Annotated in this window: 14 protein-coding genes; 5 read left to right on the forward strand and 9 right to left on the reverse strand. The window is 35.7% G+C overall.

Features of this window, described 5'->3' with window-relative positions; genetic code table 11:
- Positions 1 to 67: 67 nt before the first annotated feature.
- Together DSM00_RS10790 and uvrC are read right to left on the reverse strand one after the other, a co-directional pair.
- Positions 68 to 2,332, reverse strand: a complete 2,265-nt coding sequence (locus DSM00_RS10790) for a patatin-like phospholipase family protein (protein WP_128758020.1) — start codon at positions 2,330 to 2,332, stop codon at positions 68 to 70.
- Positions 2,329 to 4,125, reverse strand: coding sequence for an excinuclease ABC subunit UvrC (gene uvrC, locus DSM00_RS10795; RefSeq protein ID WP_128758021.1), 1,797 nt, complete (start codon positions 4,123 to 4,125; stop codon positions 2,329 to 2,331). The genes DSM00_RS10790 and uvrC overlap by 4 nt, the downstream gene beginning before the upstream one ends.
- Before the next feature lie 192 nt (positions 4,126 to 4,317).
- Between uvrC and DSM00_RS10800 the strand changes: the two genes are divergently transcribed.
- Genes DSM00_RS10800 through DSM00_RS10820 form a run of 5 tightly spaced genes read left to right on the forward strand, consistent with a single transcriptional unit; the run spans position 4,318 to position 8,350 of the window.
- Positions 4,318 to 4,743, forward strand: coding sequence for an ATP-dependent zinc protease family protein (locus DSM00_RS10800; RefSeq protein ID WP_128758022.1), 426 nt, complete (start codon positions 4,318 to 4,320; stop codon positions 4,741 to 4,743).
- The gene (gene rimK / locus DSM00_RS10805; protein WP_128758023.1) at positions 4,740 to 5,612 is read left to right on the forward strand and encodes a 30S ribosomal protein S6--L-glutamate ligase; all 873 of its coding nucleotides are present in this window, start codon (positions 4,740 to 4,742) and stop codon (positions 5,610 to 5,612) included. Before DSM00_RS10800 ends, rimK begins: the two co-directional genes overlap by 4 nt.
- Positions 5,613 to 5,616: 4 nt before the next feature.
- On the forward strand, positions 5,617 to 6,600 hold the full coding sequence (locus tag DSM00_RS10810) for a succinylglutamate desuccinylase/aspartoacylase family protein (RefSeq protein WP_128758024.1): 984 nt from the start codon (positions 5,617 to 5,619) through the stop codon (positions 6,598 to 6,600).
- Positions 6,593 to 7,153, forward strand: a complete 561-nt coding sequence (locus DSM00_RS10815; protein WP_128758025.1) for a 5-formyltetrahydrofolate cyclo-ligase — start codon at positions 6,593 to 6,595, stop codon at positions 7,151 to 7,153. Before DSM00_RS10810 ends, DSM00_RS10815 begins: the two co-directional genes overlap by 8 nt.
- 54 nt (positions 7,154 to 7,207) lie before the next feature.
- The gene (locus tag DSM00_RS10820; protein ID WP_128758026.1) at positions 7,208 to 8,350 is read left to right on the forward strand and encodes a sensor histidine kinase; all 1,143 of its coding nucleotides are present in this window, start codon (positions 7,208 to 7,210) and stop codon (positions 8,348 to 8,350) included.
- Positions 8,351 to 8,358: 8 nt separating this feature from the next.
- Here the strand turns inward: DSM00_RS10820 and DSM00_RS10825 are convergent, their stop codons facing one another.
- The 7 genes from DSM00_RS10825 to DSM00_RS10855 form a co-directional block, all read right to left on the reverse strand.
- The gene (locus DSM00_RS10825; RefSeq protein ID WP_128758027.1) at positions 8,359 to 8,970 is read right to left on the reverse strand and encodes a lipoprotein signal peptidase; all 612 of its coding nucleotides are present in this window, start codon (positions 8,968 to 8,970) and stop codon (positions 8,359 to 8,361) included.
- Positions 8,971 to 9,008: 38 nt separating this feature from the next.
- Complete coding sequence (locus tag DSM00_RS10830; RefSeq protein ID WP_128758028.1) at positions 9,009 to 9,638, reverse strand: DUF4097 family beta strand repeat-containing protein; 630 nt, start codon at positions 9,636 to 9,638, stop codon at positions 9,009 to 9,011.
- Between the two features lie 62 nt (positions 9,639 to 9,700).
- A complete protein-coding gene (locus DSM00_RS10835; protein WP_128758029.1) occupies positions 9,701 to 10,081 on the reverse strand; it encodes a TraR/DksA family transcriptional regulator in 381 nt (126 codons plus the stop codon).
- A 7-nt stretch (positions 10,082 to 10,088) separates the two neighbouring features.
- Positions 10,089 to 13,499 carry an isoleucine--tRNA ligase gene (gene ileS, locus DSM00_RS10840; RefSeq protein WP_128758030.1) on the reverse strand — a complete coding sequence of 1,137 codons (3,411 nt, stop codon included), beginning with the start codon at positions 13,497 to 13,499 and terminating at the stop codon, positions 10,089 to 10,091.
- 175 nt (positions 13,500 to 13,674) lie between these two features.
- On the reverse strand, positions 13,675 to 14,286 hold the full coding sequence (locus tag DSM00_RS10845; RefSeq protein ID WP_128758031.1) for a hypothetical protein: 612 nt from the start codon (positions 14,284 to 14,286) through the stop codon (positions 13,675 to 13,677).
- Between the two features lie 18 nt (positions 14,287 to 14,304).
- Positions 14,305 to 15,159, reverse strand: coding sequence for a hypothetical protein (locus DSM00_RS10850; protein WP_128758032.1), 855 nt, complete (start codon positions 15,157 to 15,159; stop codon positions 14,305 to 14,307).
- 44 nt (positions 15,160 to 15,203) lie between these two features.
- On the reverse strand, positions 15,204 to 17,609 hold the full coding sequence (locus DSM00_RS10855) for a TonB-dependent receptor plug domain-containing protein (protein ID WP_128758033.1): 2,406 nt from the start codon (positions 17,607 to 17,609) through the stop codon (positions 15,204 to 15,206).
- Between the last annotated feature and the right edge of the window lies 1 nt (position 17,610).

The raw sequence follows: 17,610 nt of genomic DNA on the forward strand, positions 1-17,610 counted from the left end.
TTCTTCGAAAACGTTATCGATTGTTACAAATATCGTAAAAAGACTAGCGAATCAAACTAATTTTTTCTTAAAACCAAAATCCTAAACTAAAATTCCAATACATTTTATCAACCTCTGGAGAATAAGACAGTTTTGTCTGAAGCGGTCCTAAGAGTGTTTCTAAACCATACCCTACAAAATAACCAGTGTAATCTGGTGCCGAAAGCCAATTGCCTGTTGTGAATAAATCATTTTCAAGGTTCGCAAAATTACCTCCAAAATTAAGGTGATGCTTTCGGTAGAAATTATAGTCAAAGCTAATATCAGATTTGACAAGACCGTCTGCAGCAGAACTTATATAATCGTAACCGTAAAATGAAATTATATTATTAACAAAATCATTACCCCAGCCACCAAGAATAAAATCAAGACTCCCAGCTTCTGAATCACCAATTTTAAATCCGCCCTCTACCCCTATCTGTACTGAAAATTTAGGCACAATTTTATGTGCATACTTAGCTCGCGCTTTACCTACTGAAAATTCCTCAAAATCATTATTATAATCTGAAGAAAGTAAATAAAGATGAAAATCGCCATTAAAATACCAGCCAGAAGTGGGAAAATATTTATTATCAAAACTATCTAACACCAGGTTACCATAAGTGCTAAAATAGTGACTGTTATCAAAATATACTTTTGCTTCAGGATCATCTTCCAGCCTCACGCTTTCGGTATCGATTTTCAAAAATTTATGCTCTACACCTAAATTGAATGAAAATTGTTTCTGAAAAAGAGTTTGTATATAAACCTGGTTCGTGAAGTCTGTATAATCTACTGTTAAGCTATTAAAACTCTCGAGAGGAAGATCACTTAATTGTTCTACAAATCGTGCATCTACCCGTCGTTCAAAACTATTATAGGTAGCCCGCAGTCCAAATCCTATATAAAAACCGTTATCACTATAGTAATCAAAATTGTACCTAATATTATCTCCCAGTGCCAGATCTAAAGAGACAATATCATTCTTGAAGAGAACACGCTTCTTAGTTATATTCATCAAAGCCGCACTTTTATAAACATCATCATAATGTATAGCAGCCTTGATAAATGTTGTTGCTTCACTTTCAGTAAGATTTAAGGCTAGATGATACTCTCCGTTATCATAAGCTTCTAATCTATGATTAATACGCTGAAAGTTATTTGTTGCAGCGAGGTTGTTGATTCCTCTAAATAACGCCGCATAAGTCATCTTAACAGGCGGCTTAATTTTTAATTTTCCGAGGATATAGGAGCGCGTATAATAGAGATTTCCATTTATACCTACACTCTTTATCTTTAAGGTATCATTTTTATCTAGTGCGAGTTGTGCTTTGCGGTATGTTGTATTCTGTAACTGGGCAAGTTTTAAAAAATCTGAGCTATATTGTTTAGCTTTTTTTTCACCGCCTTCTATAATTTCACTTCCTTTTTCAAAATCTACCACACTAAAACCGGCAATATTCGGCTTGATATAAATATCAGTTTCAGAAACTTTATCTTTCATAGCCTCGATCGTGCGGTAATTATTTATCTGGATGAGCATTTCAGGAGCACTTTTAAGCTCACTTTTTCCTCTTAAATCATCTTGCACATCAACACCTATAATAAAATTTGCACCCCTGCGGCGCAATTCTTCTACAGGATAATTATTAACCACACCTCCATCAATTAAAATTCTACCATCTACAATCACCGGACTAAAAAGAGAGGGCAATGCCCCACTAGCCGTTATGGCTTCTGGCAAACAGCCTTTGTCAAGTATAATTGCCTGCCCTTTTTCTGCATCTGTAGCAACACAAAAAAATGGTATGGGTAATTCTCCAAAGTCTTCTACTTCCTGTACGTGGTGGGTAAGCTCAGTAAATAAATTGTATATATTTTGACCTTTAGATAAGGCAGATGGAAATGAGATTTTAAAATGATCAAATGGTAGACTTATAGCATATTTTTCTGAATCTGCTCGCTCATTAAACGACTGTGCGCTGCGCGGAAGATTATCTTGAATAAGCTTCTCAAAGTTTACTACTTTAAAAATTGAATCCAACTGGTGTGCATTGTATCCTGATGCATATAAACCTCCTATAATAGCACCCATACTGGTACCTCCTATATAATCTATCTTTATTCCTGCGGCTTCAATCTCTTTTAAAACACCTATGTGTGCGAGTCCTTTTGCTCCACCTCCGCTAAGTACCAGACCTACTTTTAAATCAGGCCCCTTAGGAAAACTTTCAAAATCTATAGCCGTACTGTCCTGTGCATAGAATGCCCAATTCATCAAAACTAGAAATAACAGACAGTAGTTTATTTTCATTTTATTTGTTGATAATGATTATATATGATCCTTGCCTTTGCAGGACCTATTACTTCTGCCAGTGCTTTTTCTGAAGCCTCCTTGACTTTTGAAACAGATCTAAACTGAGTAAGTAATTCGATTACTGTTTTTTCTCCTATCCCAGAAATTGTTTCAAGTTCTGTACTTATTGCGGCATTACTACGTTTATTTCGATGAAATGTGATTCCAAAACGGTGAGCCTCATTACGCAACTGTTGAATAACTTTTAGTGTTTCACTTTTTTTATCTAAATAAAGTGGAATCGAATCTCCTGGATAAAACAACTCCTCGAGTCGTTTTGCTATACCTATAATTGCAATTTTGCCACGCAATCCCAAATCGTCCAGTGCTTTAACTCCTGATGAAAGCTGGCCTTTACCTCCATCCACAATGATAAGTTGAGGTAATGGTTCGTCTTCATTGAGTAAACGTCTGTATCTTCTAAAGACAACTTCTTCCATAGATGCAAAATCATTGGGCCCTTCGACAGTTTTGATATTAAATTTACGATAATCCTTTTTACTAGGTTTTCCATCTTTAAAAACCACACAAGCTGCAACCGGGTTTGTTCCTTGAATATTAGAATTATCAAAACACTCTATATGTCTTGGCTCTACAGAAAGGCGCAAATCTGATTTCATTTGAGCCATTAATCTATTCACATGACGGTCTGGATCAACGATTTTTGTTTGTTTAAATCGTTCCATCCTAAAATACTTTGCATTACGCTCAGAAAGCTCTACGATACGCTTTTTGTCACCGAGCTTAGGAACTGTAACTTTAAATTTCTCCCCAAGATCTACCGGGAAAGGTGCGTAGATTTCCGGGGATTGTGAATTAAAACGCTGGCGGATCTCAATAATTCCTATTTCAAGTAATTCTTGATCAGACTCGTCTAATTTTTTCTTCAATTCTAATGTATGAGATCTAATAATCGCCCCGTGTGAAAGCTGAAGAAAGTTTACATAACCATATCCTTCATCAGATATAATACTAAAGACATCTACATTATTTATAGACGGATTAACTACAGTGCTTTTTGCTTGATAGCCTTCAAGAATTTCTATTTTCTCCTTTATACGCTGAGCATCTTCAAACTCCATAGCCTCCGCATGCTGCTTCATTCGGGTTTTAAAACGATATAACGAGTCTTTGAAGTTTCCTTTTACAATATCTCTAATTGCGTCTATATTATCGTGATAGGTTTCTGCAGATATAAGATCTTCACAAGGACCTAAGCAATTACCTAAATGATATTCTAAACAGACTTTATACTTACCTGATTCTATTTTTTCTTTAGAAAGATCATAATTACACGTACGCAGAGGATATAAGCCTTTAATAAGATCGAGTAAGGTATGTACGGTTTTCATACTTGTATAGGGACCGTAATATTCACTACCATCCTTAATAAGTCTTCGCGTAGGAAAGACTCTGGGAAAACGTTCGTTTTTTATACAAATCCAGGGATAACTCTTGTCATCCTTGAGCATCACATTGTATCTGGGCTGGTAGTTTTTTATCAGGTTATTTTCAAGCAATAGTGCATCTGTCTCACTATCAACTACGATGTGTTTTATTTCAACAATCTTCTTGACCAGAAGATTAGTTCTAGCATTATCATGCCTCTTAGTAAAATAAGAAGAAACGCGTTTTTTTAAGTTTTTTGCTTTGCCTACATAAAGCAATTTCCCTTTTTTATCATAGTATTGATATACTCCAGGACCGCTGGGAAGCGTCTTTAATTGTAAATCTAAATCTGGTATTTCCATCTTATTCAAATTTACAGCTTCTTGGAGAAATAAAATTAACGATCCTTGCGCTTAGCTGATGCTTTGGTCGTTATTTAACGCTGTATCTTTACAAATTCAACTAATATTTTACCAACTAATATTATGAGCAAATTAACCTAGTTTTAGATGGTATTATACTTTAACAATTATGCTTTTACTAAATTGCAACGTATGGAAAAAGTAATTATAGGTCGTATAGACCGCGCCGATTTTCCAAAACTGGGCTTATCTGATATTGATATTAAAATAGATACAGGTGCATATACCTCATCTATTCATTGTAATCATATTAGAGAGGAAGACAATATTTTATGCTGTACATTTCTCGACCCAAAACATCCAGAATATAATGGCAAAGAAATGCGCTTTTCAGATTACGATATTACTGCTGTAAAAAGTAGTAATGGCGAAATACAATACCGGTATGTGGTACAAAGCAACATTACTATATTTCAAAAAACATTTAAAATATCACTAACACTTAGTTCTCGTGAAGACATGCGTTTTCCGGTATTAATTGGACGAAAATTCCTCACTAAAAAATTTATTGTAGATACTGAATTAACAGATGTCTCACACTCCCAGAAAGTCTTATGAATATAAAAATTTTATCACGAAATGGTGGCTTATACTCTACTTCACGTCTTGTTGAAGCTGCAAAAAAGCGCAAACATAACGTGGAGATCATAGATCCGCTAAAATGTGATCTTATTATTGAAAAGAAAAAGCCCTCTGTTTACTACAAAGGTCGTTACCTTTCAGACTCAGAGGCAATAATTCCCCGTATAGGTGCGTCAATCACCTATTATGGCACTGCGGTTGTAAGACAGTTTGAAATGATGGGATGTTTCACTACTACAGAGTCACAAGCTTTGGTAAGAAGTCGGGATAAGTTACGTAGTCTACAAATTTTATCACGTGCACGTTTAGGTTTACCTAAAACTGTATTTACTAACTATTCTCGCGATGTAGGCGAAATTATTGATCACGTAGGTGGTGCACCATTAATTATAAAATTATTAGAAGGAACTCAAGGATTAGGAGTTGTTCTTGCTGAAACTAAAAATGCAGCAGAATCTGTAATAGAAGCCTTTAATGGGTTACAGGCTCGTGTAATTGTTCAAGAGTTTATTAAAGAGGCAAAGGGAGCAGATATTAGAGCATTTATAATAGACGGTCACGTAGTAGGCGCGATGAAAAGACAAGGGAAAGAAGGCGAATTTAGATCTAACTTACACAGAGGGGGAACCGCTGAAGTTATAACTCTTTCTGATGAAGAAGAAATTGCAGCTATAAAGGCAGCTAAAGCTATGGGACTTGGAGTCGCTGGTGTAGATATGCTTCAAAGTGCAAGAGGACCCTTAATTCTTGAAGTAAATTCTTCTCCGGGTCTAGAAGGTATCGAGCGTGCTACCGGTAGAGATATTGCAAAAGAAATAATTAAATATATAGAACGAGGCGTATAAGTATATGACTGGTATAGATGAAAATAATATCCTACATATTCTAGGGGAAAAAATCCCTCCCGGGGCACGAAGAACACTTAATTTTAATTTGGCAAAATTATACACTACGACCTCAGTAGAAGTGCCAATTATTATACAGCGTGCAAAAAAACCGGGACCTTGTATTCTTATTACCGCCGGTATTCATGGTGATGAAATTAATGGTGTAGAAATTGTACGCCAGGTAATTTCAAAAAAAATTAATAAGCCTACGCGAGGTACTATTATTTGCATCCCGGTTATTAATGTTTTTGGTTTTCTCAATATGGAACGGGCTTTTCCTGATGGAAGAGACCTCAATCGCGTATTTCCAGGAACACGCAAAGGTTCGTTAGCAGGCAGATTTGCTTATCAATTTAGCAATAGAATATTACCCGCAGCTAATTTTTGTCTTGATTTTCACACAGGTGGCGGAAGCAGATTTAATGTGGCTCAGATACGTGTAGATCCAGACAAAAAAGATTTGATAGAGTATGCTAAGATATTTGGAGCGCCATTTACCGTTTATTCTAAAAACATCTCAAAATCATATCGGTCAACTTGCGAAAAATTAAACATTCCTATTCTTCTGTTTGAAGGCGGAAAATCCCAGGTAAGTGATAAAGATATAGCCCGCGAAGGTGTGTTTGGCGTTATGCGTATACTACAACATTTTGACATGCTTTCTAAAGAATTTTCTGCTCCTCCTCTTGCAAAAATGTCAACTACAATTGTGACGAGTTCTTGGTTACGAGCAAAGTATAGCGGCTTACTACATCTCAAAAGTAACTGTGGTGATTTTGTTGAAAAAAATGAAGTTATTGCTACTATTACCGACCCTTATGGCTCTTTTAGACATAAAGTTAAAGCTACTAATGATGGCTATATCATCAATTCTAATGAAGCCTCTTTAGTTTATCAAGGAGATGCTATATTTCATCTATCTACTTCAGAGATCAAATATGACTAAAGCTGAATTAAGACAAACCTATAAAATCAAACGAGAAAGTTTATCTGCAGAGGAACTTGATGAGCGCAGTTTATTAATTGCTAATCAACTTCTTAAACTTCCGATTTGGAACTTTGATTTTTACCATATTTTCTTAAGTATTCAACACTTAAAAGAGATTAATACGGAGTATATTCTAAATATACTAAGTGGTAAAGACAAAAATATCGTATTATCAAAAAGTGATTTTAAAGACTACTCGATGCGTCACTACCTTCTCACCGATAACACGCGGTTGAAAATTAATAATTGGGGAATACCCGAACCAGAAAATGGAATCGAGGTCAACTCAAATCAACTCGATGTGATTTTCATTCCCTTACTTGCGTTTGATAAATCGGGTTCTAGATTAGGTTACGGTAAAGGTTTTTATGATCGTTTTTTAGCTGGTTGTTCATCAGAATCTCTAAAAATAGGTTTGTCACTTTTTGATGCAGAAGAAGTGTTACCCAGAGCCTCTACAGACGTTTTGCTAACTCACTGTATAACACCTAATAAAACGTATATATATTAACACAATATCGATATTTTTCCTATCTTCAACCTCATTTTCAAATAACCAATACGCATGTCAGCCAGTAAACAAAATGGAATTTTTTCATTTTTTGTAAAGAAAACAGCCCCTGAAACTGAAGAGTTCAGAGAAAACTTTTTTTATGAGCAAATTGCAACCTTAGTAGGTGCAGGTGGTTGGAGAGTAGACTTTCTCAATAAGAAGAGTTATTTTGATAAACAACTTCAAAAAATTTTAGAAACTCCAGACAGTTACAGACCTTCACTAAAACATGCCCTTCATTTCTTTGAAATGAATTTTCATGAAACTATTATAAATAGTTATCACAATCTAGCTAGCGGAACGCCTATTTTTGACGAAGTAATTAAGATGGTTACTTATACAAATAAAACCTTCTGGGCACATGCCATAAGCAAACCAGACATTGATAACAATGGCGAAATTGTAGGCTTAAAAGGAGTTGTTGTAAATGTAAATAAAGAGAAAGAGCGTGAGTTAATGTTAGAAAAGGCAATAGACCTTGTTGAAGCAAATAACTCTCGCCTTTTTACTTTTGCTAATTATGTTTCTCACAACATAAAATCTCATGTTAACAACCTAGAGCTAACTAGCCAGTTAGTAGAAACACAGAAATTTACAGAAGACCAGAAAGAGCTCTTCAATAACTATAATGAGATTGCAAAAAGTTTAAACCGCACAGTATCGCGTTTAAATGAAGTTGTTTCTATACAAACTAAAGCTTCCCTGCCAAAAATAACAATCGATCTGGAAGAGACTTTAGAGGAAATCAAAACACAACTACGTCCACTTATTGAGCAACAGGAGGCATATATTTATACTGATTTTTCTGAAGTTCCTGAAATTGAATATAATCAAGAATTCTTAAATAATATTTTCACAATTTTAATCAAAAATGGAATCCTAAATAAAAGTCCTAGCCGCAAGCCGGAGATTAAAGCATATTGTATAGAAAATGATAAGAAGATCTCCTTGATTATTGAAGATAATGGGAAAGGTTATGACTTATCTGATAGAAATGCAGATCAAATTTTTCATATGTCGCGAAGTACAGATAACAATGAAAATAATCAATCTGTAGGATTATTTATTGTCAAAAATCAAGTTGAAGCTCTTGGCGGCAAGATTGAAGTTAAAAGTAAGCTTGGCTACGGTACAAAATTTATTATAACAATTTAAAATCCTGCTTAAGCCGGTTTTCCTTCTTTTGCAAATGCCCGCTTATTAAACACTAACAATAAACCCACTCCGGTACTTATTGCCATATCTGCAATATTAAATACTGCATTAAAGAACGTAAAGTAATTACCACCCCAGATAGGTAACCATTCTGGTAAATAACCCTCCCATATAGGAAAATAGAGCATATCTACAACACGCCCATAAAATATACTTGAATAACCACCATCTTCTGGTAAGAACGTAGCTAATTGCCCTGCGCTACTGTCGAAGATAATACCATAAAATACGGAGTCTATTATATTACCAAAGGCACCTGCAAAAATTAGCGCAATACCTACGATAAGAATACGAGACATATTCTTTTTTACACTGTCATATAACCAATATCCTATAAGCGGAAGAATACCTATTCTAAAAAGAGTAAGAATAATTTTTCCATAATCGCCCGGGATTTTAGCTCCCCAAGCCATACCTTCATTTTCTACAAAAAGAATTCTAAACCACTCAAAAACCTGAACTTGCTCTTGAAGTTGAAAATGTGTTTTTATGTAAATTTTACTAATTTGATCTATAAGTAATATCAGAACAATAATTCCTACGGCCTTCTTTAATGACATGTGCTGTTGTTGATTAGCGAATGGTAAAAATAATTAATTTATTGAGATTGGGAGACGCTTATATTTCCGTCAACGCTTTTAAGTTTTAAATGATACTTACCATCACTCTTATTCTCTGTTTCATTGTTTCCGTTGCGTGATATAGCTTCAACTTGTGCGTTTGATGTTTCTATGTAGATACTCCCGCGCAATGTATTAATCACCCCGTCTCCAAGATAGTTTATAAGATTACAATCTCCACTCATAAGGTTTACATTCAAATACTTAAAAGTTCCCTCTGCCCATAATGAAGCCAAAGAAGATCGTACCCATAATTCTTTATTTTCAGGTATTTCAATGTTTAAAACAATAGATATTACCTTGTGGGCTGCAAGTTTATCATCAAAAGCTTTAAACCCAATAGACCGTTTTATATAAATACGCCAAAGATCATTTTCTTGTTTAGGATCTACCAATACACTTTCAAAAGTTTCTCCCTCTACTGCGGCTGTAATTTTAAATTTTTGAATTTTTGAAGTTTGCACTCGTATTTGAAATACCTCATCTGAGTCTATATAAATTCCTTTTAATTCCTCAGCAGGAATACGATACTGCATTTGTTTCTGCCCAAAACCTGTACCAGCTATAAGGAAAAATAATACTAAAAAAAGAATTTTATGGCTCTGCATAATCAGGAAAAAAAAACGCCTCAGCAAAGACTGAAGCGTTTATAAATTTTATGGTGCAATAATTACTGCATGTTTTTTGCCTCGATACTTAATGTAGCGTGAGGAACAAGCTTTAAACGCTCTTTGTTGATTAATTTACCTGTAACGCGGCAAATACCAAATGTCTTATTCTGAATACGGTTTAATGCATTCTTTAAATCACGTATAAATTTTTCCTGGCGTATTGCTAGTGCAGAATTAGCTTCTTTACTCATAGTCTCGCTGCCCTCTTCAAAAGCTTTAAAGGTAGGAGATGTATCATCTGTACCATTATTGCCATCATTCATATAAGCACTTTTAATAAGGTCCAAATCATTCTGAGCCTTATCTATTTTAGCCTGAATAAGAATTCTAAACTCCTCTAATTCTGCGTCGCTAAATCGCTCTTTTACTTCTGTCGCCATATTGTATCTACTGTTTTTTTATAGCCAACTTTGTTTCAACATCGTCAAATGTAATGGCTATACCGTTAGTAACTTGCTCTGCAACCTCGAGTTTTGCGGTGAGCGTCTCTAATTTAATATAGTCTAAATTGTCGATAACGGCTTGCTCGATCTTACCGTCACGCTGTATTTGTACTTCTATTTTATCTGTCACTTCAAAACCACTGTCTTTTCTCAGGTTTTGAATACGATTTACAAGTTCTCTGGCGATGCCTTCATTCTTCAAAGCATCATTAAGAGTTACATCAAGTGCAACAGTTAAAGGACCACTACTTGCAACTAACCACCCCTCAATATCTTGAGATGTTATTTCTACATCTTCGGGCGCCAAAGTAACACTTTTTCCATTAATGTCCACCGTGATTTTTCCTTCATTTTCAATAGTCGTAATATCTGCTGCATTCATTGCATTAATTGCGCTAGCCACAAACCTCATATCTTTTCCAAAACGCGGACCTAAGGTTTTAAAATTAGGCTTTATAGATTTTACTAATATTCCAGATGCATCATCAATAAGTTCTATTTCCTTGACATTTACTTCAGACTTAATCAAATCTTGTACCGCAAGTATTTCTTCACGCTGATCGTTGTCTAAAATAGGAATCATTATACGTTGCAATGGTTGGCGAACTTTAATTTTCTCCTTCGCACGTAAAGAAAGTGTTAAGGATGATATAGTTTGAGCCTTTTGCATCTTATGCTCCAGTTTTCTATCAATAAATGAAGCATCACTAACGGGAAAATCTGAAAGGTGAACACTCTCTGAAGTTTCTAAGCCAGTCAAACCATTTAAATCTTTGTACAAACGATCCATAAAAAATGGCGCCACCGGTGCACTCAATTTTGCAACTGTAATTAAACATTTGTACAGAGTCTGGTATGCAGAAATCTTGTCGTGGGCATAATCGCCTTTCCAGTAACGGCGACGACTTAAACGCACAAACCAGTTACTTAGATTTTCCTGTACAAATTCTGAAATTGCTCTTGTAGCCTTTGTAGGTTCATATTCTGAATAAAACTTATCTACTTCAGCAATTAAACTATGTAATTCTGAAAGAACCCAACGGTCTATTTCTGGTCTATTTTTAAGCTCGATATCTGCTTCTGAATAATTAAAACTATCGAGATTAGCATACAATGAAAAGAACGAATAGGTATTGTAAAGTGTTCCGAAGAATTTACGCTGCACTTCAGTAATACCATCAAGATCAAATTTTAAGTTATCCCAAGGGTTTGCATTACTTATCATATACCAGCGTGTTGCATCTGGACCAAAAGTGCTTAACGTTGTAAAAGGATCTGCCGCATTGCCTAAGCGTTTAGACATTTTCTGACCGTTTTTGTCTAGAACAAGTCCGTTAGAAACAACGTTTTTATAAGCAACATCGTCAAAAGTCATAGTAGCTATCGCATGCAAAGTATAAAACCATCCACGAGTTTGATCTACCCCTTCAGCTATAAAATCTGCTTTGCGCCAGGTTGATTCTACCATTTCCTTATTTTCAAAAGGGTAATGCCATTGTGCATACGGCATACTACCACTATCAAACCAAACATCAATAAGATCAGATTCACGACGCATTGATTTTCCGCTTTGCGAAACCAAAACAATCTCATCTACGATATTTTTATGTAGGTCTACAAGATCATAGTTTGCATCAGTCATGTCACCTGCAACAAAACCTTCAAAAGGGTCTGCTTGCATAACACCGGCTTCTAAAGCTTCAGTAATTTTTTCTTTTAGTTCGGAAACCGAACCAATGATGATTTCTTCTTTACCATCTTCGGTTCTCCAAATAGGTAATGGTATTCCCCAGTAGCGCGAGCGCGATAAGTTCCAGTCATTAGCATTTGCTAACCAGTTACCAAAACGACCTTCTCCTGTTGCTTTTGGTTTCCAATTTATACCCAAGTTTAATTCGTGCATACGATCACGCACATCGGTTACTTTAATAAACCAGGAGTCTAACGGGTAATATAAAATAGGTTTATCTGTACGCCAGCAGTTAGGATAACTGTGCACATACTTCTCAACCTTAAAAGCTTTATTTTCTTCTTTTAGCTTTATTGCGATCTCAACATCTACACTTTTCTCTGGTGCTTCGCCATCATCGTAATATTCATTCTTCACATATTTACCACCAAATTCTTGCAACTCTGGTCTAAAACGGCCTTGTAAATCTACAAGTGGCACAAGATTACCATTCTCATCTTTTACAAGCATAGGCGGCACCTCTGGTACTGCCTGCTTGGCAACCATTGCATCATCTGCACCAAATGTAGGTGACGTATGTACAATACCGGTACCATCTTCTGTAGTAACAAAATCCCCAGAAATTACTCGAAATGCATTCTCCGGGTTATCGTGAGGTCGCACATAATCAATTACCGGCTCATAGCGTAGTTCTAATAAATCGCTACCCTTAAATTCTAAAAGAATCTGATAAGGTATTTTCTTATCGCTTTCTTTAAAATTTGAAAAATCTTCCTCGTTTTCGGCTGCAAAGAATTTTTTATCAAATTGCTTACTTACCAAAGCTTTTGCCAGAACTACTTGGATAGCGTCGAATGTATATTGGTTAAAAGTTTTCACCAACACATAATCAATCTTTTTACCTACGGTCAAAGCCGTATTAGAAGGCAAGGTCCAGGGAGTAGTCGTCCAGGCTATTAAATATTTCTGCCCTTCAAATGCTGCTAAGGGAGATGCTTTAAATGTCTCATTTTCTACAACCTTAAATTGTGCAGTTACCGTAGTATCTGTAACATCTTGATAGGTACCAGGCTGGTTAAGTTCGTGCGAACTTAAACCGGTCCCCGCCTTTGGTGAATAGGGCTGTATCGTATAGCCTTTGTAAATAAGGCCCTGGTTGTAAATATTCTTTAGAAGCCACCATACTGACTCCATGTATTTTGGCTTGTAGGTAATATACGGATCTTCCATATCTACCCAATATCCCATTTGCTCGGTAAGGTTGTTCCACACATCGGTGTAGCGCATTACCGCATTTTTACAGGCTTCGTTGTATTCGCTAACACTTATTTTTTTACCAATGTCTTCTTTGGTAATACCCAGTTCTTTCTCAACACCTAACTCAACCGGAAGTCCGTGCGTATCCCAACCGGCTTTACGCTTTACCTGTTTTCCTTTTTGAGTTTGAAAACGGCAAAAAATATCTTTAATCGCACGCGCCATAACGTGGTGAATACCAGGCATTCCATTTGCAGATGGTGGTCCCTCAAAAAAGATATAAGGGTCGTTGCCTTCTCGTGTAGAAATACTTTTTTCAAATATGTCATTTTCCTTCCAATACGCTAAAATTTCTTCAGCCACTTTGGGTAGGTCAAGTCCTTTATATTCAGGGAACTTTGTGCTCATGATCTGCGTTTTCTAATAAGTGTGCAAAATTACGGAATTTTGGTTAGAAAACGACTGCTGAAGCGCGTGCAACTGGTTTAAATAAAATGAGGGTTATTTTCTACTAAAACCCATACTTCAACGCCACGATAAAATTCCTTCTGGGAGTTGATAGACACTAGTATCCAATCATATCCTATTCTGGGGCTTTTTTAAGTATTTCAGGAGGAGGAGGAGGAGGAGGCAAAATCGAATTGTAATAGTTGATTGTAACATAAAGGTCAAGAGTATCGTTTTTCTTTACCCGAATTTTATCAAAATTCAAAATTATCTTGCTTAAAAGGGCTTTTAAAGTTTCAATATTCTCTTTCGGTTTTAATGAAACATCTATTGCTGCTCTTTTAGGATTTACCGGATTACACAATTGCTCGCGAGGATTGTAATAATATTCCGGCAAAATACTATCAAGCTTTTCTATGCTTACATTATGACAACCTTTTATAGAGTCTTTTGTAATCTCCAATAAATTTCTCTCACTAATTAATCCGTATGGATTTTGAGAAATTACTAAATTCACTTTTAAATCTTTAATATTAAAATCAATGTAGGGGATTGAATCCTTATTATAAATTTGATTTATTCTATTCATTAAACTCGTGATATTAGAATATTCCTCTTCTAAATTAATTCCTACCAATTTTTCATTTTTATAAAAGTCTTTATTTGGGTAGTAATTAATAGTTTCACTAGACCTATCCGCACAGGATAAAATGATACAGGCAAAAAGTAAAATTAATATGTGTCTCATGCTTTTCTAAGTTTAAAATCAATTACACGGATCTGAATTCTTAGGCACGTTACTGTACATATTCGATAAATTGTCCAATTCATTTTGAGTGATAAATTCTCCCTGAATACCATACGAATTTAAGCCCTCCCAAGCTAAATGTTTATAATCAGACATATTAGCCTGAAACTGGTTAAATTCCCACAATCCCTTCGCTATATTATCAATGTAATATTGGGCCATTAAATAATGTTGAGATTGGGTAGCAATATAGTTAGGAGAGGAATTTACTTCTTCATAAAAATCCCACATATGCATATACAAGTTATATTGCTCACTGGGCATTGAGTTTGGTCCTAAATTACCTGCTATTTTTAGCCTGTGCAGTTCTGCATGAATTGTTTCATGTAAAATTGCTTTATCGTAATCGAGGTAGTTTGACCCTGATATTTCAGGCTCATTTACTTCTATTGTTATTATTCCATTTGAATTAGAATCTGGAAAAGGTGTTTGCGCATCAGCAATATTGGAAGGTTCATTTATTAAGGTGAATTTTAATTTAAATTTGCTCCTATTTTTTGTAAAAGCTTCCGATGTTTTTCTGAAAATATTATTCCCTTGAGTAATTAACGCATTTAAAATACAATCGGCTTTAGTGCCGACAAATGATTTGTCTTTTATTATTTCGTTAACAAAATCAACTTCACCACCATCAATTAAAACCCCTATCGCCTCTTGAGCAAAGTTTTTGGCTTCAATCCTCCATAAATTCTGGTCTAAAAAATTAATTATCTGGAAAGGTAACAGCCTCATATTAACATTATTTTGGGTATTCTCCAACCATTCCGCTTGAGTGGAATTAAGATTCAATTCAGTAGCAAGTGTCGCTATCATAGACTCATTAGGAGCAATAATTTCTTGCCAATAAGGAGCAGGCTCTAAAAACTATACTTCAACGCTAAAATCAAATTCCGTCCCGGCGCAGAAATCCCAGAAGAATAAGGGCGGTAGCGTTGGTCTGTAATGTTTTCTAAGGCAGCGGTGGCCTTCCAGTTTTGCGCTACTTGATACTCGCTATATAGATTTAGCGTATACCATTTAGGAGAATACGGATTCCCGTCTGCATCTAGTGCATATAAATAATCATTAGCAATTTGCGAAGGTGCAAGATCTTCATAAGCAATCTCCCCATTGTATTCTGCTGAGGCATCAAACTTCCATTTATTAAGTCGGTAAATTAAATGTGTATTCCCAAATAATGGAGCCGCATGACGCAAGGGTGCGTTACTACCGTCATCTTCTTCTTGACTACCTTCTGTGATATTAATATGAGAGGTGAACTTCACATTTTTAGAAAATAAATACTCTAAACCGGCTTCGATACCATAAACCTCAGCACGTGCTGCATTTTGAATCGCTTGCACATTACTGGGCTCGCCCTGATAATCAATAACCGTTACACCCTCAAGATTAAAATCGCGACGCACTAATGCATTTTCTAAATGCGTATAATAAGTAGTTAAATCCAATCTAAGTGATTCGCCAACTTTAAGTGCCGCACCTATCTCTGCATTATAGGCGTACTCTGCTTTCAAATTAGGATTAGGAACCACTACAGAACCCGCCTCACTATCAAATATTTTACCTATATCATCAATATTAGGCGCTCTAAAGGCAGTCCCCAAATTCAATTTTAAATCGAGTATGTCGCTGGTCTGCCAGTTTAAACCTGCAGAACCGGTGAGATTTCCAAAGTTTACATTCGCATCTTCGAACGGAAAATCATAAAAAGTATCATCAAACGCGGCATTAATTAAAATATGGTTATAGCGCAAACCGGTTTGAAGCGTTAATTTTTCAGCAAGATTAAATTGACCACTTAAATAAGCCGCTAGAGATTGCCAGCTCGAATTATCGGGATATCTACTGGCTGTTGCAGCCTGCTCACCGGTATTTATATTGGTTTGATTTCCTAAGGAATTAACTTTATTATACACATATTCCAAACCGTAAAACAATCTGTTTTCAGAAAGTTTTTTAGTGAAATCGAGACCTAAAGAATAGGCATTTACCTGCTCTTCGGTTGAATACAATATGGGATTATTAAAATCTCGATCATTTCTACTTTCTTCAAAATATTGGTAAGCTGCCGTTAATTTTGCATTATCATAAATATCTCCATTCCCTTTTTTATCTACCTGAAGATTTCCTAAAAACCAAGTTTGCGGACCGTAGTACCACTCAGCAGAACGCAATTCATCACCACGTTTACGGGTTAAACGATCGTATCTTGAATAGTCTGAGGTAGTGCTGTAATGCAGCCCCAGATTAAGATCCCAGATACTATTAGGCATAAAACGAACTTTCTGAGTGAGATTAAGCAAATTAAACCCAGTAGGATTCTGCACATTAGGGTCTTCATTCTCTACAACGGTATCAACACCATCACTAATTTTAACGTATTCTGGTCTCAGATAATCATCGGGACCGTGCCCACCCATGCGCAGATCGTCAAAGTCAGAGTAACTAATACTACTTAGAAAAGCCCATTTTTTCAAACCGAAATTCAAATCTAGGTGCCCGGTCTTTTCATTATTTGCAGTTGCATAACGTGTAAGCCCCATTCCTGAAAAAGAAGTTCCTTCTTCAAAAGAAAATGACGGCTTCTTTGTATAAAAATTCATCACACCGCCCACCGCGTCACTCCCATAAACCACAGAGCCGGGACCAAGAATAACTTCGGTTTGATCTATCGTAAATGGGTCTATATTGATAACATTCTGAAGATTTCCCGATCTAAATATTGCGGTATTCATACGTACACCATCCACAGTAATCAACAAACGATTTGTAGAAAAGCCCCTAATCATAGGGCTCCCGCCTCCTAACTGGCTTTTTTGTACATAAACCTGCCCACTTTGACTTAAAAAATCTGCAGTTGTTTGTGGATTTTTAAGCTCAACATCTTCGGCATCAAGCCGAATAACTTTTTGAGTTATGTCTTTTGTTTGCTGTTCAAATTTAGATACCGAAAGTACCACTTCATTCAATTGGTTTTCGTTATCCAACAAATACACCCTATTTCCAGAAGCGATTAAAGCAGCCTTTGTTGTTTTCTTAAGTATATGTGAAACGTGAGATATGTAAATTGTTTCGGCATTTGTAAAGAGTGATATATCTACAATTCCATGTTCATTTGTAATTGCTGTATTTGTTTTTAAAGCATTATAGAGCATTGCGCCTTCTATAGGTTCGTGACTCTCATTATCGTAAACCGTAATATTCTGAGCAGTTGCAAAAGATATTTTCAGAATTATAAATAGTAAGAATAAGAGAAATCGCATA

Source organism: Leeuwenhoekiella aequorea (genome assembly GCF_004104375.1).
GTDB classification, from domain to species: Bacteria; Bacteroidota; Bacteroidia; order Flavobacteriales; family Flavobacteriaceae; genus Leeuwenhoekiella; species Leeuwenhoekiella aequorea.